The following is an 18,188-nucleotide window of genomic DNA, read 5'->3' as shown; positions in this document are numbered from 1 at the left end:
GGGGCGGCGCCCGGTGCACATCCGGGGCGAGGAGGGCGGGCCATGGTGCAGAAGGCCAAGATCCTCCTGGTCGATGACCGGCCGGAGAATCTGCTGGCGCTGGAGGCCATCCTCTCTGCGCTCGATCAGACACTGGTGCGGGCATCGTCCGGGGAGGAAGCGCTCAAGGCACTGCTCACGGACGACTTCGCGGTCATTCTGCTGGACGTCCAGATGCCGGGCATGGACGGTTTCGAAACCGCGGCGCACATCAAGCGGCGGGAGCGGACCCGGGACATCCCGATCATCTTCCTCACCGCCATCAACCACGGCCCGCACCACACCTTCCGGGGTTACGCGGCCGGCGCGGTGGACTACATCTCCAAGCCCTTCGACCCGTGGGTGCTGCGCGCCAAGGTCTCGGTGTTCGTCGAGCTGTACATGAAGAACTGCCAGCTCCGTGAGCAGGCGGCGCTGCTTCGCCTGCAGTTGGAGGGCGGCGGCAAGGGCGCGGTCACCGGCAAGGAGTCCGCGGGGCTGCTCGCCGAGCTCTCCGCGCGGCTCGCGGCCGTCGAGGAGCAGGCCGAGGCGCTGTCCAAGCAGCTGGACGACGAGTCCGCGGACGCGGCGGCGGTGGCCACGGCGGCCCATCTGGAGCGCAAACTCACCGGCCTGCGCCGGGCGCTGGACGCTCTCGAACCGGGCACCGGAGGCGGCGCTCCATCGCTTCCCTCGCAGAACTGACGAAGGCGGCGGCCACAGTTGCCCATGAGAGCGCGTCAGTTCCGCGCCCCCGCAGGGGCGACACGAACGGGTGAAGCAGTGGGCACACGTGTCCCCTGTCGCATCCCCCGGTAACCTCACACCCATGGCCTCACGTCCCTCGGCAGCCAAGAAGCAGCCCCCGAAGAAGGCCGCTCCCGCGAAGGCGCCGGCGAAAAAGGCCGCCGCGAAGAAAGCCCCGGCCAAGAAGGCACCCGCCAAAAGGGCCGCGGCGAAGAAGGCCGCGCCGGCGCCCAGCCCGACCGGGGGCGTCTACCGCCTGGTGCGCGCCCTCTGGCTCGGCCTCGCGCACGCCGTCGGCGCCGTCTTCCGCGGCATAGGACAGGGAGCCAAGAACCTGGACCCGGCCCACCGCAAGGACGGCGTCGCGCTGCTCCTGCTGGGTATCGCCCTGATCGTCGCCGCCGGCACCTGGGCAGACCTGCGCGGCCCGGTCGGCGACCTGGTGGAGATCCTGGTCACCGGTGCCTTCGGCCGTCTCGACCTGCTGGTGCCGATACTGCTCGCGCTGATCGCCGTACGGTTCATGCGCCACCCCGAGCAGCCGGAGGCCAACGGCCGGATCGTGATCGGCCTGTCCGCGCTCGTCATCGGTGTGCTCGGCCAGGTCCACATCGCCTGCGGCTCGCCCGCCCGCAGCGACGGCATGCAGGGCATAAGGGACGCCGGCGGCCTCATCGGCTGGGCGGCGGCGACCCCGCTGACGTACACCATGACCGAGGTCCTCGCCGTACCGCTGCTGGCGCTGCTCACGATCTTCGGGCTGCTCGTCGTCACCGCGACCCCGGTGAACGCGATCCCGCAGCGGCTGCGCGCGCTCGGCATCCGCCTCGGGCTGCTGCACGACCCCGAACCCGACGAGTACGGCGAGTACGGCGAGTACACCGACGACGAGCGCTACGACGAGCAGTGGCGCGAGGCGCTGCCCGCGCGCTCCCGCAGGCGCTCCGGCGCCTCCCAGGCCTACGACCCGGACGTCGCCGAGCGGGAGGCCCTCGCCAAGCGCCGGGGCCGCCCGCGGCGCTCCGCCGTGCCGCAGCCCGAGATGGGCCGTCAGATGGACGCCGTGGACGTCGCCGCGGCGGCCGCCGCCGCGCTCGACGGGGCGGTCATGCACGGGATGCCGCCCTCGGCGCTCGTCGCCGACCTCACCCAGGGCGTCAGCGTCGGCGACCGCGAGGACACCACGCCCACGCCCGTGCCGGCCCCCAGCCCCAGCCCCAGTCCGGGCCCCAGCCCGAGTCCGGTCCCGGCCGCGCGGCCCAAGCAGGAGCAGCTCAAGGTCGAACAGGTCGTCGCCGACCTGACCAAGCCGGCCCCCGAGAAGCCCCGCGACCTGCCGCCGCGCGCCGAGCAGCTCCAGCTCTCCGGCGACATCACCTACTCGCTGCCCTCCCTGGACCTGCTCACCCGGGGCGGCCCGGGCAAGTCGCGCAGCGAGGCCAACGACAAGGTCGTCGCCTCGCTCTCCAACGTCTTCTCCGAATTCAAGGTCGACGCGCGCGTCACCGGCTTCACCCGCGGCCCGACGGTCACCCGGTACGAGGTGGAGCTCGGCCCCGCGGTCAAGGTCGAGCGGATCACCGCCCTCACCAAGAACATCGCGTACGCCGTCGCCAGCCCGGACGTGCGGATCATCAGCCCGATCCCAGGCAAGTCCGCCGTCGGCATCGAGATCCCCAACACCGACCGGGAGATGGTCAACCTCGGTGACGTGCTGCGGCTCGCCGAGTCCGCCGAGGACGACGACCCGATGCTGGTCGCCTTCGGCAAGGACGTCGAGGGCGGCTACGTCATGCACTCGCTGGCGAAGATGCCGCACGTGCTCGTCGCCGGTGCCACCGGCTCCGGCAAGTCGTCCTGCATCAACTGCCTGATCACCTCGGTCATGATGCGGGCGACCCCGGAGGACGTCCGCATGGTCCTGGTCGACCCCAAGCGGGTCGAGCTGACCGCCTACGAGGGCATCCCGCACCTGATCACGCCGATCATCACCAACCCGAAACGGGCCGCCGAGGCGCTCCAGTGGGTCGTGCGCGAGATGGACCTGCGCTACGACGACCTGGCCGCGTTCGGGTACCGGCACATCGACGACTTCAACCAGGCCATCCGCGACGGCAAGCTGAAGACGCCGGAGGGCAGCGAGCGGGAGCTCAAGACCTATCCGTATCTCCTGGTGATCGTCGACGAGCTCGCCGACCTGATGATGGTCGCGCCCCGGGACGTCGAGGACTCGATCGTGCGCATCACGCAGCTCGCGCGGGCGGCCGGCATCCACCTGGTGCTCGCCACCCAGCGCCCGTCGGTCGACGTGGTCACCGGCCTCATCAAGGCGAACGTGCCCTCCCGGCTCGCCTTCGCCACCTCCTCGCTCGCCGACAGTCGCGTCATCCTCGACCAGCCCGGCGCCGAGAAGCTGATCGGCAAGGGCGACGGCCTGTTCCTGCCGATGGGGGCGAACAAGCCGACCCGTATGCAGGGCGCGTTCGTCACCGAAGAAGAGGTCGCGGTGATCGTCCAGCACTGCAAGGACCAGATGGCGCCGGTCTTCCGGGACGACGTCACCGTGGGCACCAAGCAGAAGAAGGAGATCGACGAGGACATCGGCGACGACCTCGACCTGCTGTGCCAGGCGGCCGAGCTGGTCGTCTCCACGCAGTTCGGCTCCACCTCCATGCTCCAGCGCAAGCTGCGGGTGGGCTTCGCCAAGGCGGGCCGGCTCATGGACCTCATGGAGTCGCGCGGGGTGGTCGGACCCAGCGAAGGGTCCAAGGCGCGCGACGTTCTGGTGAAACCCGATGAGCTGGACGGAGTGCTTGCTGTGATCCGTGGGGAGTCTGAGGGGTAGGTCTGTTTCAGGGCTTCGGGCGCCCGTAGGCCGGGTGGAGCATGTCGTGATCCACCCGTTAGAGACCGACGGGCAACCGTTTCCCTTCGACGTACGTCAAGTTGAGCGAGAGGAAAGGTGTGCACCCCACCCTGGGGCGCGCACCTGACCCGTCATCGGGATGCCCGGCCATACCGATGGCGTACAAAGTCCCACCGCCCGGTTGCCCCACCCTTTCGTACCCCCCATAGACTGAACTTCCAGCACAGGTGGCTACACGCTCGAAAGGCGCCCCCGTGTCCATCGGCAGCAACTCCCCTGAAGACGAGCGTCCGTTCCCAGACGTGTCCGAGGAAAACCGCCCCTCCGTAGGCCGAGCCCTCAAGCAGGCCCGCATCGCCGCCGGGCTGACCGTCGACGAGATCAGCGGGAGCACCCGGGTCCGCATCGCCATCGTGCACGCCATCGAGGCCGACGACTTCGCCCCCTGTGGCGGCGATGTCTACGCCCGCGGGCACATCAGGACCCTCGCCAAGGCCGTCGGCCTCGACCCCGAACCGCTGCTGGCGCAGTTCGCGGCCGAACACGGTGGTGGGCGGCCCGCGCCGACGCCCGCCGCCCCGCTGTTCGAGGCGGAACGTATCCGCCCCGAGCGTCGAGGACCCAACTGGACGGCGGCCATGGTCGCCGCGATCGTCGTCGTGATCGGATTCGTCGGCTTCACCGCCTTCAAGGGCGGCGGCGGCGACGACGCCAAGCAGTCGGTCGCCGAGGGAGCCACCCCGACGACCAGCAAGCCGGCCTCGCCGACCCCGAAGGAAAGCAAGCCCGACAAGACCCCCGAGCCCTCCGACAGCGCGATCGCCGCCGCACCCCAGGACAAGGTCACCGTCCAGGTCAGCGCGGTGGACGGACGCAGCTGGATCTCGGCAAAGGACCACAACGGCCGGATGCTGTTCGACGGGCTTCTGAAGAAGGGCGAGTCCAAGACCTTCCAGGACAGCTCCAAGATCAACCTGATCCTCGGCGACGCCGGAGCCATCCAGCTCTACGTCAACGGCAAGAAGATCGAGGACCAGTTCCGGCCCGGAGCCGTGGAGCGCCTGACCTACACCAAGGGCGACCCGGAAGTCGGATAAGCGTTCGGATCGAGCACGTACCCGAGGGGTTGGCCATGATCGGCCAGCCCCTTCGACGTGGGCTGTCGGTGGGACGAAGTAGTCTTGAGCCCATGCCTGAACGCCGTACCGTCGCACTAGTCACTCTCGGCTGCGCCCGTAACGAGGTGGACTCGGAGGAGCTCGCAGGCCGTTTGGAGGCGGACGGCTGGCAGCTCGTCGAGGACGCCGAGAACGCGGATGTCGCCGTCGTCAACACCTGTGGATTCGTCGAGGCCGCCAAGAAGGACTCCGTCGACGCCCTCCTCGAGGCCAACGATCTCAAGGGGCACGGCAGAACCCAGGCCGTCGTGGCGGTGGGCTGCATGGCCGAGCGGTACGGCAAGGAACTCGCCGAGGCGCTGCCGGAGGCGGACGGCGTGCTCGGCTTCGACGACTACGCCGACATCTCCGACCGGCTGCAGACCATCCTCAACGGCGGCATCCACGCCTCGCACACCCCGCGCGACCGCCGCAAGCTGCTTCCCATCAGCCCGGCCGAGCGGCAGGACTCGGCCGCCTCGGTGGCACTGCCCGGGCACGGCCCGTCCGACCTCCCGGAGGGCCTGGCGCCCGCCTCCGGCCCGCGTGCGCCCCTGCGCCGCCGGCTGGACGGCGCCCCGGTCGCCTCGGTCAAGCTCGCCTCCGGCTGCGACCGGCGCTGCTCCTTCTGCGCCATCCCCTCCTTCCGCGGCTCCTTCATCTCACGCCGCCCCAGCGACGTGCTGAACGAGACCCGCTGGCTGGCCGAGCAGGGCGTGAAGGAGGTCATGCTGGTCTCCGAGAACAACACCTCGTACGGCAAGGACCTGGGCGACATCCGCCTTCTCGAGTCCCTGCTGCCGGAGCTGGCCGAGGTCGACGGCATCGAGCGGGTGCGCGTCAGCTACCTCCAGCCGGCCGAGATGCGCCCCGGCCTGATCGACGTCCTCACCTCCACACCCAACGTCGTCCCGTACTTCGACCTGTCCTTCCAGCACTCCGCCCCGGGCGTGCTGCGGGCCATGCGCCGCTTCGGCGACACCGACCGCTTCCTGGAGCTGCTCGACACCATCAGGTCCAAGGCGCCGCAGGCCGGCGTCCGCTCCAACTTCATCGTCGGCTTCCCCGGCGAGTCCGCGTCCGACCTGGCCGAGCTGGAGCGCTTCCTGAACGGCGCGCGGCTCGACGCGATCGGCGTCTTCGGGTACTCCGACGAGGAGGGCACCGAGGCCGCGACGTACGAGAACAAGCTGGACGAGGATCTTGTCGCCGAGCGGCTCGCGCGGGTCTCCCGGCTTGCCGAGGAACTCGTCTCGCAGCGGGCCGAGGAGCGCGTCGGCGAGACCGTGCACGTCCTCGTGGAATCCGTCGACGACGAGGACGGCGTCCGTGGCCGGGCGGCCCACCAGGCGCCGGAGACGGACGGGCAGGTGCTGCTCACGAGCGGCGAAGGACTGCGCGTGGGCCGTATCGTCGAGGCGAAGGTGGTCGGTACGGAGGGTGTCGACCTGGTGGCCGAGCCGCTGCTGGGCTCGGCCGCGTGGAGTGAGGAGGCCGGCAGATGACCGGAGTCCCGGCGTCCGCCGCGGGCGGCTCCTCCGGCGCGCAGGGCGCCGTCCCGGGCTCCGCCGCCACCTCCGGTGCCGCTCCGGACCTCTCCGGTCCGGATCTCTCCGGTCCGCAGAACGCCGGTGCCGAGGATGCCGGTCCGCGGAACGTCAGTGCCGAGAACGACGGTGTCGAGAACGCCGGTGTCACGGGTTCCCCGGGTGCCGAGCACGCTGGTGCCCCGAGCCTCGGCGCCGAGGGTTCCGGTTCGCGTGACGGCGAGCGGCCCGTGCGGGGCGGGAAGATCGCCGCTGCCGCCGTCAACCAGGCCAGCCTGTGGAACGTGGCCAATCTGCTGACCATGCTCCGGCTGGTCCTGGTCCCCGGCTTCGTCGCCCTGATGCTGGCCGGCGGCGGATACGACCCGGCCTGGCGCTCGCTCGCCTGGGCCGCCTTCGCCATCGCCATGATCACCGACCTGTTCGACGGCCATCTGGCGCGGACCTACAACCTGGTCACCGACTTCGGGAAGATCGCCGACCCCATCGCCGACAAGGCGATCATGGGCGCGGCGCTGATCTGTCTCTCCTCGCTCGGCGATCTCCCCTGGTGGGTGACGATCGTGATCCTCGGCCGGGAACTCGGGATCACCCTGCTGCGTTTCGTGGTCATCCGCTACGGCGTGATCCCGGCCAGCCGCGGCGGCAAGCTCAAGACCCTCACCCAGGGCATCGCCGTGGGGATGTACGTGCTGGCACTGACGGGGTGGCTGGCGACCCTGAGGTTCTGGGTGATGGCCGCGGCCGTCGTGCTGACGGTCCTGACGGGTCTCGACTACGTGAGACAGGCCATTGTGCTGCGGCGGCAGGGAATCGCCGAGCGCGCGGCGGCGTTGGAGGAGACGGAAGCGTGAATTCCACGGCCGCCGAACTGGTGCGACTACTGACGGTGAGGGGTCAGACCCTGGCTGTCGCCGAGTCGCTGACCGGCGGCCTGGTAGCGGCGGAGATCACCACGGTCCCCGGGGCGTCCAAGGCGTTCCGGGGTTCGGTCACCGCCTACGCCACCGAGCTCAAGCACGACGTGCTGGGTGTCGACGCCACTCTGCTGGCCCAGCACGGCGCGGTGGATCCGCAGGTCGCGGCCCAGATGGCGGCCGGAGTGCGGCAGGCACTGGGCGCCGACTGGGGTCTTGCGACCACCGGGGTCGCGGGTCCCGAACCCCAGGACGGCCGTCCGGTCGGCACGGTTTTCGTGGCCGTCGACGGCCCCTTCGCAGCAGGTTCCGGTTCTGCCGCTGGCGGAAAAGTGGAGGCCCTGCGGTTGAACGGCGACCGTGCGGAAATTCGTAGAGAGAGTGTACGGAGCGTACTCGCACTGCTTCTGAGGGAGCTTGCGAGCGAACAGACCGGGAATGAGCGGACACAGGATACGGAACAGAACGGGGGGTTTTGATGTTTGCAGCCCTGAGTGAACACGACATCGCTCCCCGCACGGCCGCGGCGCAAGGCGGTACGGTGGGGCGTGAAGGATGCGGCTACGCGGTCCGAGGAGGGAGCCACCGATGATTCTGCTCCGTCGCCTGCTGGGTGACGTGCTGCGTCGGCAGCGCCAGCGCCAGGGCCGTACTCTGCGCGAAGTCTCCTCGTCCGCCCGAGTCTCACTCGGCTATCTCTCCGAGGTGGAGCGGGGGCAGAAGGAGGCTTCCTCCGAGCTGCTCTCCGCCATCTGCGACGCGCTGGACGTACGGATGTCCGAGCTCATGCGAGAAGTGAGCGACGAACTCGCTCTCGCCGAGCTGGCCCAGTCCGCTCAGGCCACCGAGTCCGTTCCCACGCCGGTTCGCCCGATGCTGGGTACCGTCTCGGTGACCGGTGTGCCACCGGAACGGGTGACCATCAAGGCGCCCGCCGAGGCAGTGGACGTGGTCGCCGCGTGACGCCTGTGCGGGCGTAGCCCGACGCGGCGCCGACCCGGCGTCGAAGAAGTGTACGAGGCCCCGGCCCGGGCCTCTCCAGGCAGACCTGGGGAGGCGCGGCCGGGGCCTTCGTACGCCCGGAGACGGTGTGCGTCCATTTGCCGGTGTCCGGTGCTGCGGTCATGGTGGGAGGGACCGACAGGGGGCGAAACGACCGGAGAGACGCATGTACGTCGTGAAGAGCCCGCTGTCCGACGCGGACCTGAAGACCGTGGCCGAGGCGCTCCAGGGCGCCCTCGTCGATCTCGTGGACCTGGCGCTGATAGCCAAGCAGATCCACTGGAACGTGGTCGGCCCCCGCTTCCGGACCGTCCACCTCCAGCTCGACGAGGTCGTCGGCACGGCCCGGACGCACTCCGACACGGTCGCCGAGCGGGCCTCGGCGCTGGGCGTCTCGCCGGACGGACGTGCGGTGACGGTGGCCGCCGGCAGCGGCATCGCCACGGCCCCCGGGGGCTGGGTCAAGGACTCGGACGCGGTGGGTGCCCTGGTGGACGCGCTGGGCGCGGTGATCACCCGGATGCGGGAGCGGGTCATGGCCACCGCGGAGCCGGATCCGGTCTCCCAGGACATCTTCATCGGGATCACGGCGGATCTGGAGAAACATCACTGGATGTTCCAGGCGGAGAACGCGTAGCTGTGGCCGACGTCGGCCGACGGCCGTTGCTTCGGTGAGCCCTCGGTGCGCCTCCCCGGTGGACCGGGCGGCGTTCTAGCGTCCGGCTGGAGGTGGCGGCCATGGTGGGACGGATAGTGCGCTGGGGGGTTGCCCTGGGATTCGCGGCGGTGTGGTGGTGGGCCGTGCTGCGGATCACCTTCGCCGACGGCGCCGGGGCCCTGGAGGGGACCGTGGCCGCCGGAGGATGGGGACTGAGCCTGCTGCCGGTGAACTGCGTGCCGAGGAACCGGGCGGCGGGAGCCCTCGGCCCCGGGCGGTGGCGGGCCGCGTGGCGGACGCGGGGCGTTACCAGGGCATCGCGACCCCTCCGTTCGGGCGCAGGATCTGGCCCGTAGTGAACGAGGAGGCGTCGGACGCCAGATACAGCACGGCATGTGCGACGTCCGCCGCCTCGCCGACCCGGCCCAGGGGCGACAGCCGTGCCATCCATGCCTCCGTCTGCCGCTGCTCCTCGCCGTCGTCGCGCTCGGTCATGGGGGTGCGGGTCCAGCCCGGGGCGACCGCGTTGACGCGGATGCCCTGCCGGCCGACCTCGTTCGCGAGCGTCTTGGTCAGCTGGACCACGGCCGCCTTGGCGGCGCCGTAGCAGAGCAGGCCGGGGCCCCCGGTGTCGATCGCACCGGATGCCATGGTGATGATGCTGCCCCCGGTCTGCCGGTCGAGCATCAACCGCGCCGCCTCCTGGCAGGAGTGCAGGACGCCCTTGAAGTTGACGTCCAGCACTCGGTCGAGGTCCTCGTCCGTGGTCTCCAGTACCGGGCTGCGGTGCATGATCCCGGCGATCGCCGCCATGACGTCCAGTCGCTCGCAGGACCGGACGGCCTGCCCGAGCTGCGTCCGGTCGGTGACGTCGACGGTGTGGGTGTGGGCGGTGCCGCCGCCGTCCTTGATCAGCGTGGCCGTCTCGTGCAGGCCTTCCGCGTTGCGGTCGGCACAGTGCACGGTCGCACCCGCCTCGGCGAGCAGCACGGCGGAGGCACGGCCGATACCGCCGGCGGCCCCTGTGACGAATGCGGTGCGTCCGGTGAGGTCGTACGCCTTGAGGGACATGAAGGGACGGTACGAGCGTTTCTGACGGGTCGTCAATTAGTCGGGCGGGGGCGGCTTCTCGGGGTGTGTCGAGAGCCGGGGGCGGGGCCGGTCTGGCAGGCGGGGCACCAGTAGGTGGGGCGCTCGCGGGAGCCGTCGCCCTGGTCGGCCACCCGGATCGGGGTGTGGCAGCGCAGACAGGGGCGAGGCGCACGGCCGTAGACGAACAGGTCCTGGTCGCGCAGGCCCGTGGTGCGGCGGACCAGGCGCTCGCGGTTGGCCTCCAGGAGCCGCTTGGCGAGCTCGGGGAGTTGTGCGGCGCGGTCGGCGGGGAGCGCGCCGACCGGGAGCCAGGGAGTCGCGCCGATCAGGAAGCAGAGCTCGCTCTTGTAGACGTTGCCGATGCCGGCCAGGTTGCGCTGGTCGAGCAGGGCCTCGCCGAGCTGGCGGGCGGGGTCGGCGAGCAGGTTGGCGAGGGCGCGGCCGGGGTTCCAGTCGGGGCCCAGCAGGTCGGGACCGAGGTGGCCGACCGCGCGCTCCTCCTCGCCGGTGCGCAGGAACTCCAGGACCTGGAGGCGGTAGCCGACGGCCGTGCGGTCGGCGGCGCCGAGGATGGCCCTGATCTGGTGGGCGGGACCGCCTTTCCAGCGTTCGCCGCTCCCGTAGACCTTCCACGCGCCCTCCATCCGCAGATGCGTGTGCAGGGTCAGGCCGCCCTCGAAGCGGGTGAGCAGATGCTTGCCGCGTGGGGTGGTGCCGAGGACGGTGCGGCCGGTCAGGTCGACGGTGGCGTACTTGGGCACCCGGAAGTCGCTGCGGGTCAGCACCTGGCCGGCGAGCGCGTCGTGCAGGCGCCGCGCCGCCTGCCAGACCGTGTCACCTTCGGGCATGGGTCAAGGGTGACACGGGGGCGTGGAAGGTGGACCGGGGGCGGCGAGGGCGCAGGCGGCGCACCGGGGGCGCGGTGTTCATGTTCCTGCTGGGTCACGCCCGTAGGCGCAGGCCGCGCGGGGTCGCGATGAAGCCCGCTCCTTCCAGCACGGTGCCCAGCGGCGAGGTCAGGGCCGTGGCGCCGTTGACGCGCTCCACCGTCACCGTGCCGAGGGTGCCGGCGCGGGCGGCGGCCGCGAGGGCCTCGGCGGCCGTACGCAGGCGGGGGTCGTCGCCGGCGTCCGTGTCCGGGGCGGAGGGCCAGGCCAGCAGGGTCTTGCCGCCGCGCTCCATGTAGAGGGTCAGCTCACCGTCCACCAGGACGACCAGCGAGCCCGCCTTGCGGCCCGGCTTGTGCCCGGCGCCGGTCGGCGGCTCGGGCCAGGCCAGGGCGGCGCCGTAGGCGTTGGCGGGGTCGGCGGCGGCGAGGACCACGGCTCTGGGATCGGGGGTGGCCGGGGTACGGGTGTGGCGGTTGCCGTAGGTGTAGGGGTTCGCGGGGCTGCCGCCTCGGGGGCCGCCGTAGCCGGGGGCGGCGAAGGGGTCGGCGGGGGCGAGGTCCTTGGGGGAGACGTAGTCCCCGGGGGCGGTGGGCGGCTCGGGTGGCCAGGTGAAGTCGCCGTCCAGGCCCTGGAAGTCGGCCTCGTCGATGGGGCCGAGGGGGGTCTCGATGCCGAAGTCGGCAGGAGTGGCCGGGCCGCTGTCCCCGAAGCCGGCGGGATGGACCGGGCCGCCGTTCGCGAAGCCCGTGGCCGGGGCGCGGTTTCCGAAGCCGGTGCCCAGGGGTGCCTCCCCGCGCTCGCGGGCGTTGGACACCGCGCGCAGCCGGTCCACCGCGCCGTCCATCGCGAACTGGGCCGCGCCGAGCCCCTCGACGACGTAACCCCGGCGGGCCTGCCCGCTCTCCTCGAACGCCGACAGGATGCGGTACACCGCCGAGAAGCCGCCCTCGACGCCCTCCGCCGCGACCGCTCCCCGGGTGACCACACCGTGCCGGTCGAGCAGGGTGCGGGCCAGGGCGTGGGCGCGCACGGTGGTGTCCGGCTCGCGCTGCGGGAGCAGGGACCAGCGGCCGGCGACGGTCGGCGGGCCGGTACGGGAGGCGGTGCGGGCGGCCGCCGTCAGGGAGCCGTAGCGGCCGCGTGGGACGGCACGCTTGGCGCGGTGGGCCGTGGCGCCCGCGGTACGGCCCGAGCCCAGCAGCGAGCGCATCGGGGCCAGCGTGTCGTTGGTGAGCCGGCCGTACCAGGCCAGGTCCCAGACGGCGTCGGCCAGTTGGGGGTCGGTGGCGTCGGGGTGGGTGGTGGCGCGGACCTGGTCGGCGATCTGACGGAAGAACAGGCCGTAGCCACCGGAGAGGGTGTCCAGGACGGACTGGTGCAGGGCCGTCAGCTCCAGGGGGTGCGGCGGTGGCAGGAGCAGCGGGGCCGCGTCCGCCAGATACAGGCAGACCCAGCCGTCCTTGCCCGGCAGGGCGCCCGCGCCGGCCCACACGATCTCTCCGGCGGCGGTGAGTTCGTCGAGCATCGAGGGCGTGTAGCCGGCCACCCGGGACGGCAGGACCAGCTTCTCCAGGGCCGACGCCGGTACCGACGCGCCCTGCAACTGCTCGACGGCGCGCACCAGTCCGTCGATGCCGCGCAGCCCGTGCCCCTTGCCGATGTGCTGCCACTGCGGCAGGAACTTTGCGAGCGCGGCCGGTGCCACCGGCTCCAGCTCGTGCCGGAGCGCGGCCAGGGAGCGGCGGCGCAGCCTGCGCAGCACGGCCGCGTCGCACCACTCCTGGCCGATGCCCGCCGGATGGAACTCGCCCTGCACCACCCGGCCGCCCGCGGCCAGCCGCTGCAAAGCGCCCTCCGTCACCGCCACCCCGAGGCCGAACCGGGCCGCCGCCGTGGCCGACGTGAACGGGCCGTGCGTGCGGGCGTACCGGGCGAGGAGGTCGCCGAGCGGGTCCTTCACCGGTTCGGTGAACGCCTCGGGGACACCGACCGGCAGGGCGGTGCCGAGGGCGTCGCGCAGCCGGCCCGCGTCCTCGATCGCCGCCCAGCGGTCGGTGCCGGAGATCCGGACCCTGATCGCCCGGCGGGCCCCGGCCAGCTCCTTGGCCCAGTGCGGTTCGGCGCCCCGCTCGGCCAACTCGGCGTCCGTGAGCGGTCCGAGCAGCCGCAGCACGTCGGCGACGCCTTCCGGGTCCTTGATCCGGCGGTCCTCGGTCAGCCACTGGAGCTCGCGCTCCAGCTCGGTCAGCACGTCCGCGTCGAGCAGCTCGCGCAGCTCCGCCTGGCCCAGCAGCTCGGCCAGCAGCCGGGAGTCCAGGGAGAGCGCGGCCGCGCGGCGCTCGGCGAGCGGGGAGTCGCCCTCGTACAGGAACTGGGCGACGTATCCGAAGAGGAGGGAGCGGGCGAACGGGGACGGCTCCGGGGTGGTGACCTCGACCAGACGGACCTTTCGGGATTCGAGGTCGCCCATCAGCTCGACGAGCCCGGGGACGTCGAAGACGTCCTGGAGGCACTCGCGGACCGCCTCCAGGACGATCGGGAAGGATCCGAACTCGCTCGCCACCTGGAGCAGTTGGGCGGCGCGCTGACGCTGCTGCCACAGCGGGGTGCGCTTGCCCGGGCTGCGCCGGGGCAGCAGCAGCGCGCGGGCCGCGCACTCGCGGAACCGGGAGGCGAACAGGGCCGAGCCGCCCACCTGGTCGGTGACGATCTGGTTGACCTCGCCCTTGTCGAAGGCGACGTCCGCCGCGCCGACGGGCGCCTGCTCGGCGTCGTATTCGGTGCCCGACCTCGTGGGGGCCTGGTCGAGCAGGTCCAGGCCCATCAGATCGGCGTCGGGCAGCCGCAGCACGATGCCGTCGTCGGCGTGCATGACCTGGGCGTCCATGCCGTACCGCTCGGACAGCCTGGCGCCGAGGGCCAGTGCCCACGGGGCGTGCACCTGGGCGCCGAAGGGGGAGTGGACGACGACCCGCCAGTCGCCCAGTTCGTCGCGGAAGCGCTCCACGACGATCGTCCGGTCGTCGGGGACATGGCCGCAGGCCTCGCGCTGTTCGTCGAGGTACGACAGCACGTTGTCCGCCGCCCAGGCGTCCAGGCCCGCCGCGAGCAGGCGCAGCCGGGCGTCGTCCTTGGACAGCGAGCCGACCTCGCGCAGGAACGCGCCCACCGCGCGGCCCAGTTCGAGCGGGCGGCCCAGCTGGTCGCCCTTCCAGAAGGGCAGCCGGCCCGGCACCCCGGGGGCCGGGGAGACCAGGACGCGGTCCCGCGTGATGTCCTCGATGCGCCACGAACTGGTGCCCAGGGTGAAGACATCGCCCACCCGGGACTCGTACACCATCTCCTCGTCCAGCTCGCCGACCCGGCCGCCGCCCTTCTTGGGGTCGGCTCCGGCCAGGAAGACCCCGAAGAGGCCGCGGTCGGGAATGGTGCCGCCGGAGGTGACGGCGAGCCGCTGGGCGCCGGGGCGGCCGGTGACCGTGCCCGCGACCCGGTCCCAGACCACGCGTGGGCGCAACTCCGCGAAGGCGTCGGACGGGTAGCGGCCCGCGAGCATGTCCAGGACCGCGGTGAACGCCGACTCCGGGAGCGAGGCGAACGGAGCCGCCCGGCGGACCATGGCGAGCAGGTCGTCGACCTGCCAGGTGTCCAGCGAGGTCATCGCGACCAGCTGCTGTGCCAGCACGTCGAGCGGGTTGGCCGGCACCCTCAGGGACTCGATGGAGCCGGTGCGCATCCGCTCGGTGACCACGGCCGCCTGCACCAGGTCGCCCCGGTACTTGGGGAAGACCACGCCGGTGGAGACCGCGCCGACCTGGTGTCCCGCGCGGCCCACGCGCTGCAGGCCGGAGGCGACCGAGGGCGGCGACTCGACCTGGACGACCAGGTCCACCGCGCCCATGTCGATGCCCAGTTCAAGGCTGGAGGTGGCCACCACGGCGGGCAGCCTGCCGGCCTTCAGGTCCTCCTCGACCAGGGCGCGCTGCTCCTTGGAGACCGAGCCGTGGTGCGCGCGGGCGATGACCGGCGGGGCGCCCTGGGCCGCGCCCGAGCCGCCCATCAGCTCGGCGGGGGAGTGGTGCTCGTCCAGCGGCTCGCCGGTCACGCGCTCGTAGGCGATCTCGTTGAGCCGGTTGCACAGCCGCTCCGCCAGCCGGCGCGAGTTGGCGAAGACGATGGTCGAGCGGTGGGCCTGCACCAGGTCGGCGATCCGCTCCTCCACATGCGGCCAGATCGACGGCCGGTCCCCGCCCTCCTTGCCGTCGGTGGCCGGGGAGCCGCCCAGCTCGCCCATGTCCTCCACGGGTACGACGACGGAGAGGTCGAACTCCTTGCCGGACCGGGGCTGGACGATCTCCACCTTGCGGCGCGGCGAGAGATAGCGGGCCACCTCGTCGACCGGGCGGACGGTGGCCGACAGGCCGATGCGGCGGGCCGGCTTCGGCAGCAGCTCGTCCAGCCGCTCCAGGGAGAGCGCGAGGTGTGCGCCGCGCTTGGTGCCCGCGACCGCGTGCACCTCGTCCAGGATCACCGTCTCGATGCCGGTCAGCGCGTCGCGCGTGGCCGACGTCAGCATCAGGAACAGGGACTCCGGGGTGGTGATCAGGATGTCCGGCGGGCGGGTGGACAGGGCGCGGCGCTCGGCGGGCGGGGTGTCGCCGGAGCGGATACCGACCCTGACCTCCGGCTCGGGGAGGCCGAGGCGCACGGACTCCTGGCGGATGCCGGTCAGCGGACTGCGCAGGTTCCGCTCGACGTCGACCGCGAGGGCCTTGAGTGGAGACACGTACAGCACCCGGCAGCGCTTCCTCGGGTCGGCCGGGGGCGGGGCCGAGGCCAGCTGGTCCAGGGCGGCGAGGAAGGCGGCCAGCGTCTTGCCGGAGCCGGTCGGGGCGACCACCAGCACGTCCGAGCCCGCCCCGATGGCCTGCCACGCGCCGGCCTGGGCCGCGGTGGGCGCGGAAAACGCCCCCGTGAACCAGCCGCGGGTCGCGGGGGAGAAGCCGTCGAGGGCTCGGTGCGCGGATTTCGCCATGCGTCCATCCTGCACCCGGCCACTGACAACCAGGTCTGACCTCTGGATATGCGGGAGGAACGGGGGTGTGGATATGCGGGAGGGGCGGGGGCCGGCCGCGGAGAGCCGGACGGGGTGGCGGCCGGCGGCCCGGCGGGAAACGGGAAACGGGAAACGGGGGCCGGGGTGCGGGCGGTCGGGTGGGGCGGGGCGGTCGACAATGGGCGTATGACGGGATCGGACGAGCGGGCGCGGCACTGGCGGTACGAAGCGCTGCCCGACGTCGATCTGCTGCGCGCCCGGTATGTCCGCAAGACGTTTGTCCGGCACACCCACGAGCACTTCGTGATCGCCGGGATCGCGGACGGGGTCGAGGTCTTCCGGCACCGGGGCTCCGACGTGACCGTCGGCGCCGGGGCGCTCGCGCTCGTCAACCCCGACACCGCGCACACCGGCCGGGCCGGGGTCCCCGAGGGCTGGCGGTACGGGGCGGTCTACCCGTCCCCGGAACTGGTGGCGGCGATCGCCGCGGAGACCACCGCGATCCGGGGCACCCCCGGCTTCGTCAGCCCGATGCTCGACGACCCGTATTCGGTCTCCCTGGTGCACCGGGTGCTGCGCGCCGCCGACGAGGGCAACGCGCTCGCCGCCGACACGCTGCTGCGGGTGGCGGTGACCCGGCTGCTGCGGTCGAACGGCGGTCCGCTGCCGCAGCGGCAGGTCCGCACCGCAGGCGCCCTGCTCGCCGCACGCGCGCGTGCCGTGCTGGAGGAGCGGATGGCCGAGCCGCCGACCCTGGAGCGACTCGCCACCGACCTCGGCACCAGCCCCTTCGCGCTGCTGCGGGCGTTCCGCGACGCCTACGGCATGCCCCCGCACACCTGGCTGACCGACGCCCGGGTACGCCGCGCCCGGCTGCTGCTGGACGCGGGCACGGCACCCGCCCAGGCGGCCGTCGCCGTCGGCTTCACCGACCAGCCGCACCTCAACCGGCACTTCGCCCGGATCGTCGGCGTCCCGCCGGGCGCCTACCAGCGCGAGCGCGGAACCGGAGCGGACCCGCGCGGGCGGGGTCCCGGGCCGGACCCGCGCGGGCACCGTTCCGGAGCGCGCCCGAGCGAGCGCGGTTCCGGCGGCGCGCGCCCGAGCGGGCGCAAGAACGTACAAGACGCGCCGGACGGCGGTACGTAACGTCCTGGGCGTGGCACAGCAGACAGCACTCGCAGACATACATGGCGAAGGCGAGCCGAAACCGGACTCCGCCGTCGTCCGGGACGCCCTCGGGGTCGGCGTCGCCGTGGGACTCTCCGGGTTCGCCTTCGGGGTGACCTCGGCCGGCAGCGGGCTCGGCCTGCTCCAGACCTGCGCACTCAGCCTCCTGGTGTTCACCGGCGCCTCCCAGTTCGCCCTGGTCGGGGCGCTCGCGGCCGGCGGCAACCCGCTCACCGCGGCGGCCGGCGCCTTCTTCCTGGGGGTACGCAACGCGTTCTACGGGCTGCGTCTGTCGCAGGTGCTGGCCCTGCCGCGCGCGCTACGGCCGCTGGCCGCCCAGTGGGTGATCGACGAGACCACCGCGGTGACGCTCGCCCAGCCGACACGGCGCGCCGCGCGGATCGGCTTCACCGTCACCGGACTCAGCCTGTACGTGCTGTGGAACCTCACCACCCTGCTCGGCGCACTCGGCGCCAAGGCCGTCGGCGACACCGGCGCCTGGGGCCTGGACGCGGCCGGACCCGCCGTCTTCCTGGCACTGCTCGCCCCCATGCTGAAGACCACGACCGACCGCGCGGTCGCCGCTCTCGCGGTGCTGCTGGGACTCGGCCTGCTGCCCGTGCTGCCCGCCGGGGTGCCGGTCCTGGCGGCCGCGCTGGCGGCACCGGCCGTTCTGTACGTCTCCGGCCGCCGGTCCGGTCGTACCCGCGACGACGCCTCCGAGGAGACCCGATGAACACCTGGATCGCGATCGCCGCGACCGTCCTCGGCTGCTACGCCGTCAAGCTCGCCGGCCTGCTGGTGCCCGCGGGCGTCCTGGAGCGGCCGGTGGTGCGGCGGCTGGCCGCCCTGCTGCCGGTGGCCCTGCTCGCCGCCCTCACGGCCCAGCAGACGTTCGCCGACGGGCACACGCTCGTACTGGACGCCCGGGCCGCGGGGCTCGGGGCGGCCGCCGTGGCGCTGGTGCTGCGCGCGCCCTTCCTGGTCGTCGTCGGCGCGGCCGTGCTGGTGACCGCGGGGGTGCGTGTCATCGCGGGCTGAGCGGGGCCGGGGCTGCGAGGGCAGCGG

The 18,188-nt window shown here is 72.6% G+C and carries 15 protein-coding genes; 12 read left to right on the top strand and 3 right to left on the bottom strand.

The annotated features are described in order from the left end of the window. Positions 1 to 42: 42 nt before the first annotated feature. The 9 genes from ABZ642_RS42540 to ABZ642_RS42500 all read left to right on the top strand — a co-directional run bounded on the left by ABZ642_RS42540 (position 43) and on the right by ABZ642_RS42500 (position 9,268). Positions 43 to 723, top strand: coding sequence for a response regulator (locus ABZ642_RS42540; protein WP_360495808.1), 681 nt, complete (start codon positions 43 to 45; stop codon positions 721 to 723). A gap of 124 nt (positions 724 to 847) precedes the next feature. Then, complete coding sequence (locus ABZ642_RS42535; protein ID WP_360495805.1) at positions 848 to 3,610, top strand: DNA translocase FtsK; 2,763 nt, start codon at positions 848 to 850, stop codon at positions 3,608 to 3,610. Between the two features lie 275 nt (positions 3,611 to 3,885). Beyond that, positions 3,886 to 4,728 (top strand): RodZ domain-containing protein, encoded by an 843-nt coding sequence (locus tag ABZ642_RS42530; protein ID WP_360495802.1) that lies wholly within the window; start codon positions 3,886 to 3,888, stop codon positions 4,726 to 4,728. A gap of 92 nt (positions 4,729 to 4,820) precedes the next feature. Then, positions 4,821 to 6,293, top strand: a complete 1,473-nt coding sequence (gene rimO, locus ABZ642_RS42525; RefSeq protein WP_360495799.1) for a 30S ribosomal protein S12 methylthiotransferase RimO — start codon at positions 4,821 to 4,823, stop codon at positions 6,291 to 6,293. Next, a complete protein-coding gene (gene pgsA, locus ABZ642_RS42520) occupies positions 6,290 to 7,189 on the top strand; it encodes a CDP-diacylglycerol--glycerol-3-phosphate 3-phosphatidyltransferase (RefSeq protein ID WP_360495796.1) in 900 nt (299 codons plus the stop codon). Before rimO ends, pgsA begins: the two co-directional genes overlap by 4 nt. Continuing rightward, the gene (locus ABZ642_RS42515; RefSeq protein WP_360495793.1) at positions 7,186 to 7,731 is read left to right on the top strand and encodes a CinA family protein; all 546 of its coding nucleotides are present in this window, start codon (positions 7,186 to 7,188) and stop codon (positions 7,729 to 7,731) included. Before pgsA ends, ABZ642_RS42515 begins: the two co-directional genes overlap by 4 nt. Before the next feature lie 109 nt (positions 7,732 to 7,840). After that, on the top strand, positions 7,841 to 8,215 hold the full coding sequence (locus tag ABZ642_RS42510) for a helix-turn-helix transcriptional regulator (protein WP_132894382.1): 375 nt from the start codon (positions 7,841 to 7,843) through the stop codon (positions 8,213 to 8,215). Positions 8,216 to 8,420: 205 nt separating this feature from the next. Next, positions 8,421 to 8,891 (top strand): DNA starvation/stationary phase protection protein, encoded by a 471-nt coding sequence (locus ABZ642_RS42505; protein ID WP_360495790.1) that lies wholly within the window; start codon positions 8,421 to 8,423, stop codon positions 8,889 to 8,891. Positions 8,892 to 8,992: 101 nt separating this feature from the next. Beyond that, positions 8,993 to 9,268: a hypothetical protein gene (locus ABZ642_RS42500; RefSeq protein ID WP_360495787.1), complete on the top strand. Its 276-nt coding sequence runs from the start codon at positions 8,993 to 8,995 to the stop codon at positions 9,266 to 9,268. Here ABZ642_RS42500 and ABZ642_RS42495 read toward each other — a convergent pair. From ABZ642_RS42495 to ABZ642_RS42485, 3 genes are all read right to left on the bottom strand, one after another. After that, positions 9,219 to 9,983: an SDR family oxidoreductase gene (locus tag ABZ642_RS42495; RefSeq protein ID WP_360495785.1), complete on the bottom strand. Its 765-nt coding sequence runs from the start codon at positions 9,981 to 9,983 to the stop codon at positions 9,219 to 9,221. The genes ABZ642_RS42500 and ABZ642_RS42495 overlap by 50 nt on opposite strands. Positions 9,984 to 10,015: 32 nt before the next feature. Continuing rightward, a complete protein-coding gene (locus ABZ642_RS42490; RefSeq protein ID WP_360495782.1) occupies positions 10,016 to 10,852 on the bottom strand; it encodes a DNA-formamidopyrimidine glycosylase family protein in 837 nt (278 codons plus the stop codon). A gap of 94 nt (positions 10,853 to 10,946) precedes the next feature. After that, positions 10,947 to 15,929, bottom strand: a complete 4,983-nt coding sequence (locus tag ABZ642_RS42485) for an ATP-dependent helicase (protein ID WP_360495779.1) — start codon at positions 15,927 to 15,929, stop codon at positions 10,947 to 10,949. A 207-nt stretch (positions 15,930 to 16,136) separates the two neighbouring features. Here ABZ642_RS42485 and ABZ642_RS42480 point away from each other — a divergent pair, with 207 nt between their 5' ends. Genes ABZ642_RS42480 through ABZ642_RS42470 form a run of 3 tightly spaced genes read left to right on the top strand, consistent with a single transcriptional unit; the run spans position 16,137 to position 18,161 of the window. Beyond that, a complete protein-coding gene (locus ABZ642_RS42480) occupies positions 16,137 to 17,099 on the top strand; it encodes an AraC family transcriptional regulator (protein WP_360495776.1) in 963 nt (320 codons plus the stop codon). A 10-nt stretch (positions 17,100 to 17,109) separates the two neighbouring features. Next, entirely contained in the window at positions 17,110 to 17,856 is a 747-nt protein-coding gene (locus tag ABZ642_RS42475) for an AzlC family ABC transporter permease (RefSeq protein ID WP_360495773.1), read from the top strand. Further along, on the top strand, positions 17,853 to 18,161 hold the full coding sequence (locus ABZ642_RS42470; protein WP_360495770.1) for an AzlD domain-containing protein: 309 nt from the start codon (positions 17,853 to 17,855) through the stop codon (positions 18,159 to 18,161). The genes ABZ642_RS42475 and ABZ642_RS42470 overlap by 4 nt, the downstream gene beginning before the upstream one ends. Positions 18,162 to 18,188 lie beyond the last annotated feature (27 nt).

It is taken from the genome of Streptomyces sp. NPDC007157 (assembly GCF_040634235.1).
Lineage (GTDB): Bacteria > Actinomycetota > Actinomycetes > Streptomycetales > Streptomycetaceae > Streptomyces.
Note: the sequence above shows the minus strand (reverse complement) of the source record. Positions and strands in the feature narration are given on the sequence as shown.

Coding starts and splice junctions, on each gene's coding strand:
- ABZ642_RS42540 (WP_360495808.1), top strand. CDS start 43: ATGGTGCAGAAGGCCAAGATCCTCCTGGTCGATGACCGGCCGGAGAAT.
- ABZ642_RS42535 (WP_360495805.1), top strand. CDS start 848: ATGGCCTCACGTCCCTCGGCAGCCAAGAAGCAGCCCCCGAAGAAGGCC.
- rimO (WP_360495799.1), top strand. CDS start 4,821: ATGCCTGAACGCCGTACCGTCGCACTAGTCACTCTCGGCTGCGCCCGT.
- pgsA (WP_360495796.1), top strand. CDS start 6,290: ATGACCGGAGTCCCGGCGTCCGCCGCGGGCGGCTCCTCCGGCGCGCAG.
- ABZ642_RS42510 (WP_132894382.1), top strand. CDS start 7,841: ATGATTCTGCTCCGTCGCCTGCTGGGTGACGTGCTGCGTCGGCAGCGC.
- ABZ642_RS42505 (WP_360495790.1), top strand. CDS start 8,421: ATGTACGTCGTGAAGAGCCCGCTGTCCGACGCGGACCTGAAGACCGTG.
- ABZ642_RS42500 (WP_360495787.1), top strand. CDS start 8,993: ATGGTGGGACGGATAGTGCGCTGGGGGGTTGCCCTGGGATTCGCGGCG.
- ABZ642_RS42495 (WP_360495785.1), bottom strand. CDS start 9,983: ATGTCCCTCAAGGCGTACGACCTCACCGGACGCACCGCATTCGTCACA.
- ABZ642_RS42490 (WP_360495782.1), bottom strand. CDS start 10,852: ATGCCCGAAGGTGACACGGTCTGGCAGGCGGCGCGGCGCCTGCACGAC.
- ABZ642_RS42485 (WP_360495779.1), bottom strand. CDS start 15,929: ATGGCGAAATCCGCGCACCGAGCCCTCGACGGCTTCTCCCCCGCGACC.
- ABZ642_RS42480 (WP_360495776.1), top strand. CDS start 16,137: ATGACGGGATCGGACGAGCGGGCGCGGCACTGGCGGTACGAAGCGCTG.
- ABZ642_RS42470 (WP_360495770.1), top strand. CDS start 17,853: ATGAACACCTGGATCGCGATCGCCGCGACCGTCCTCGGCTGCTACGCC.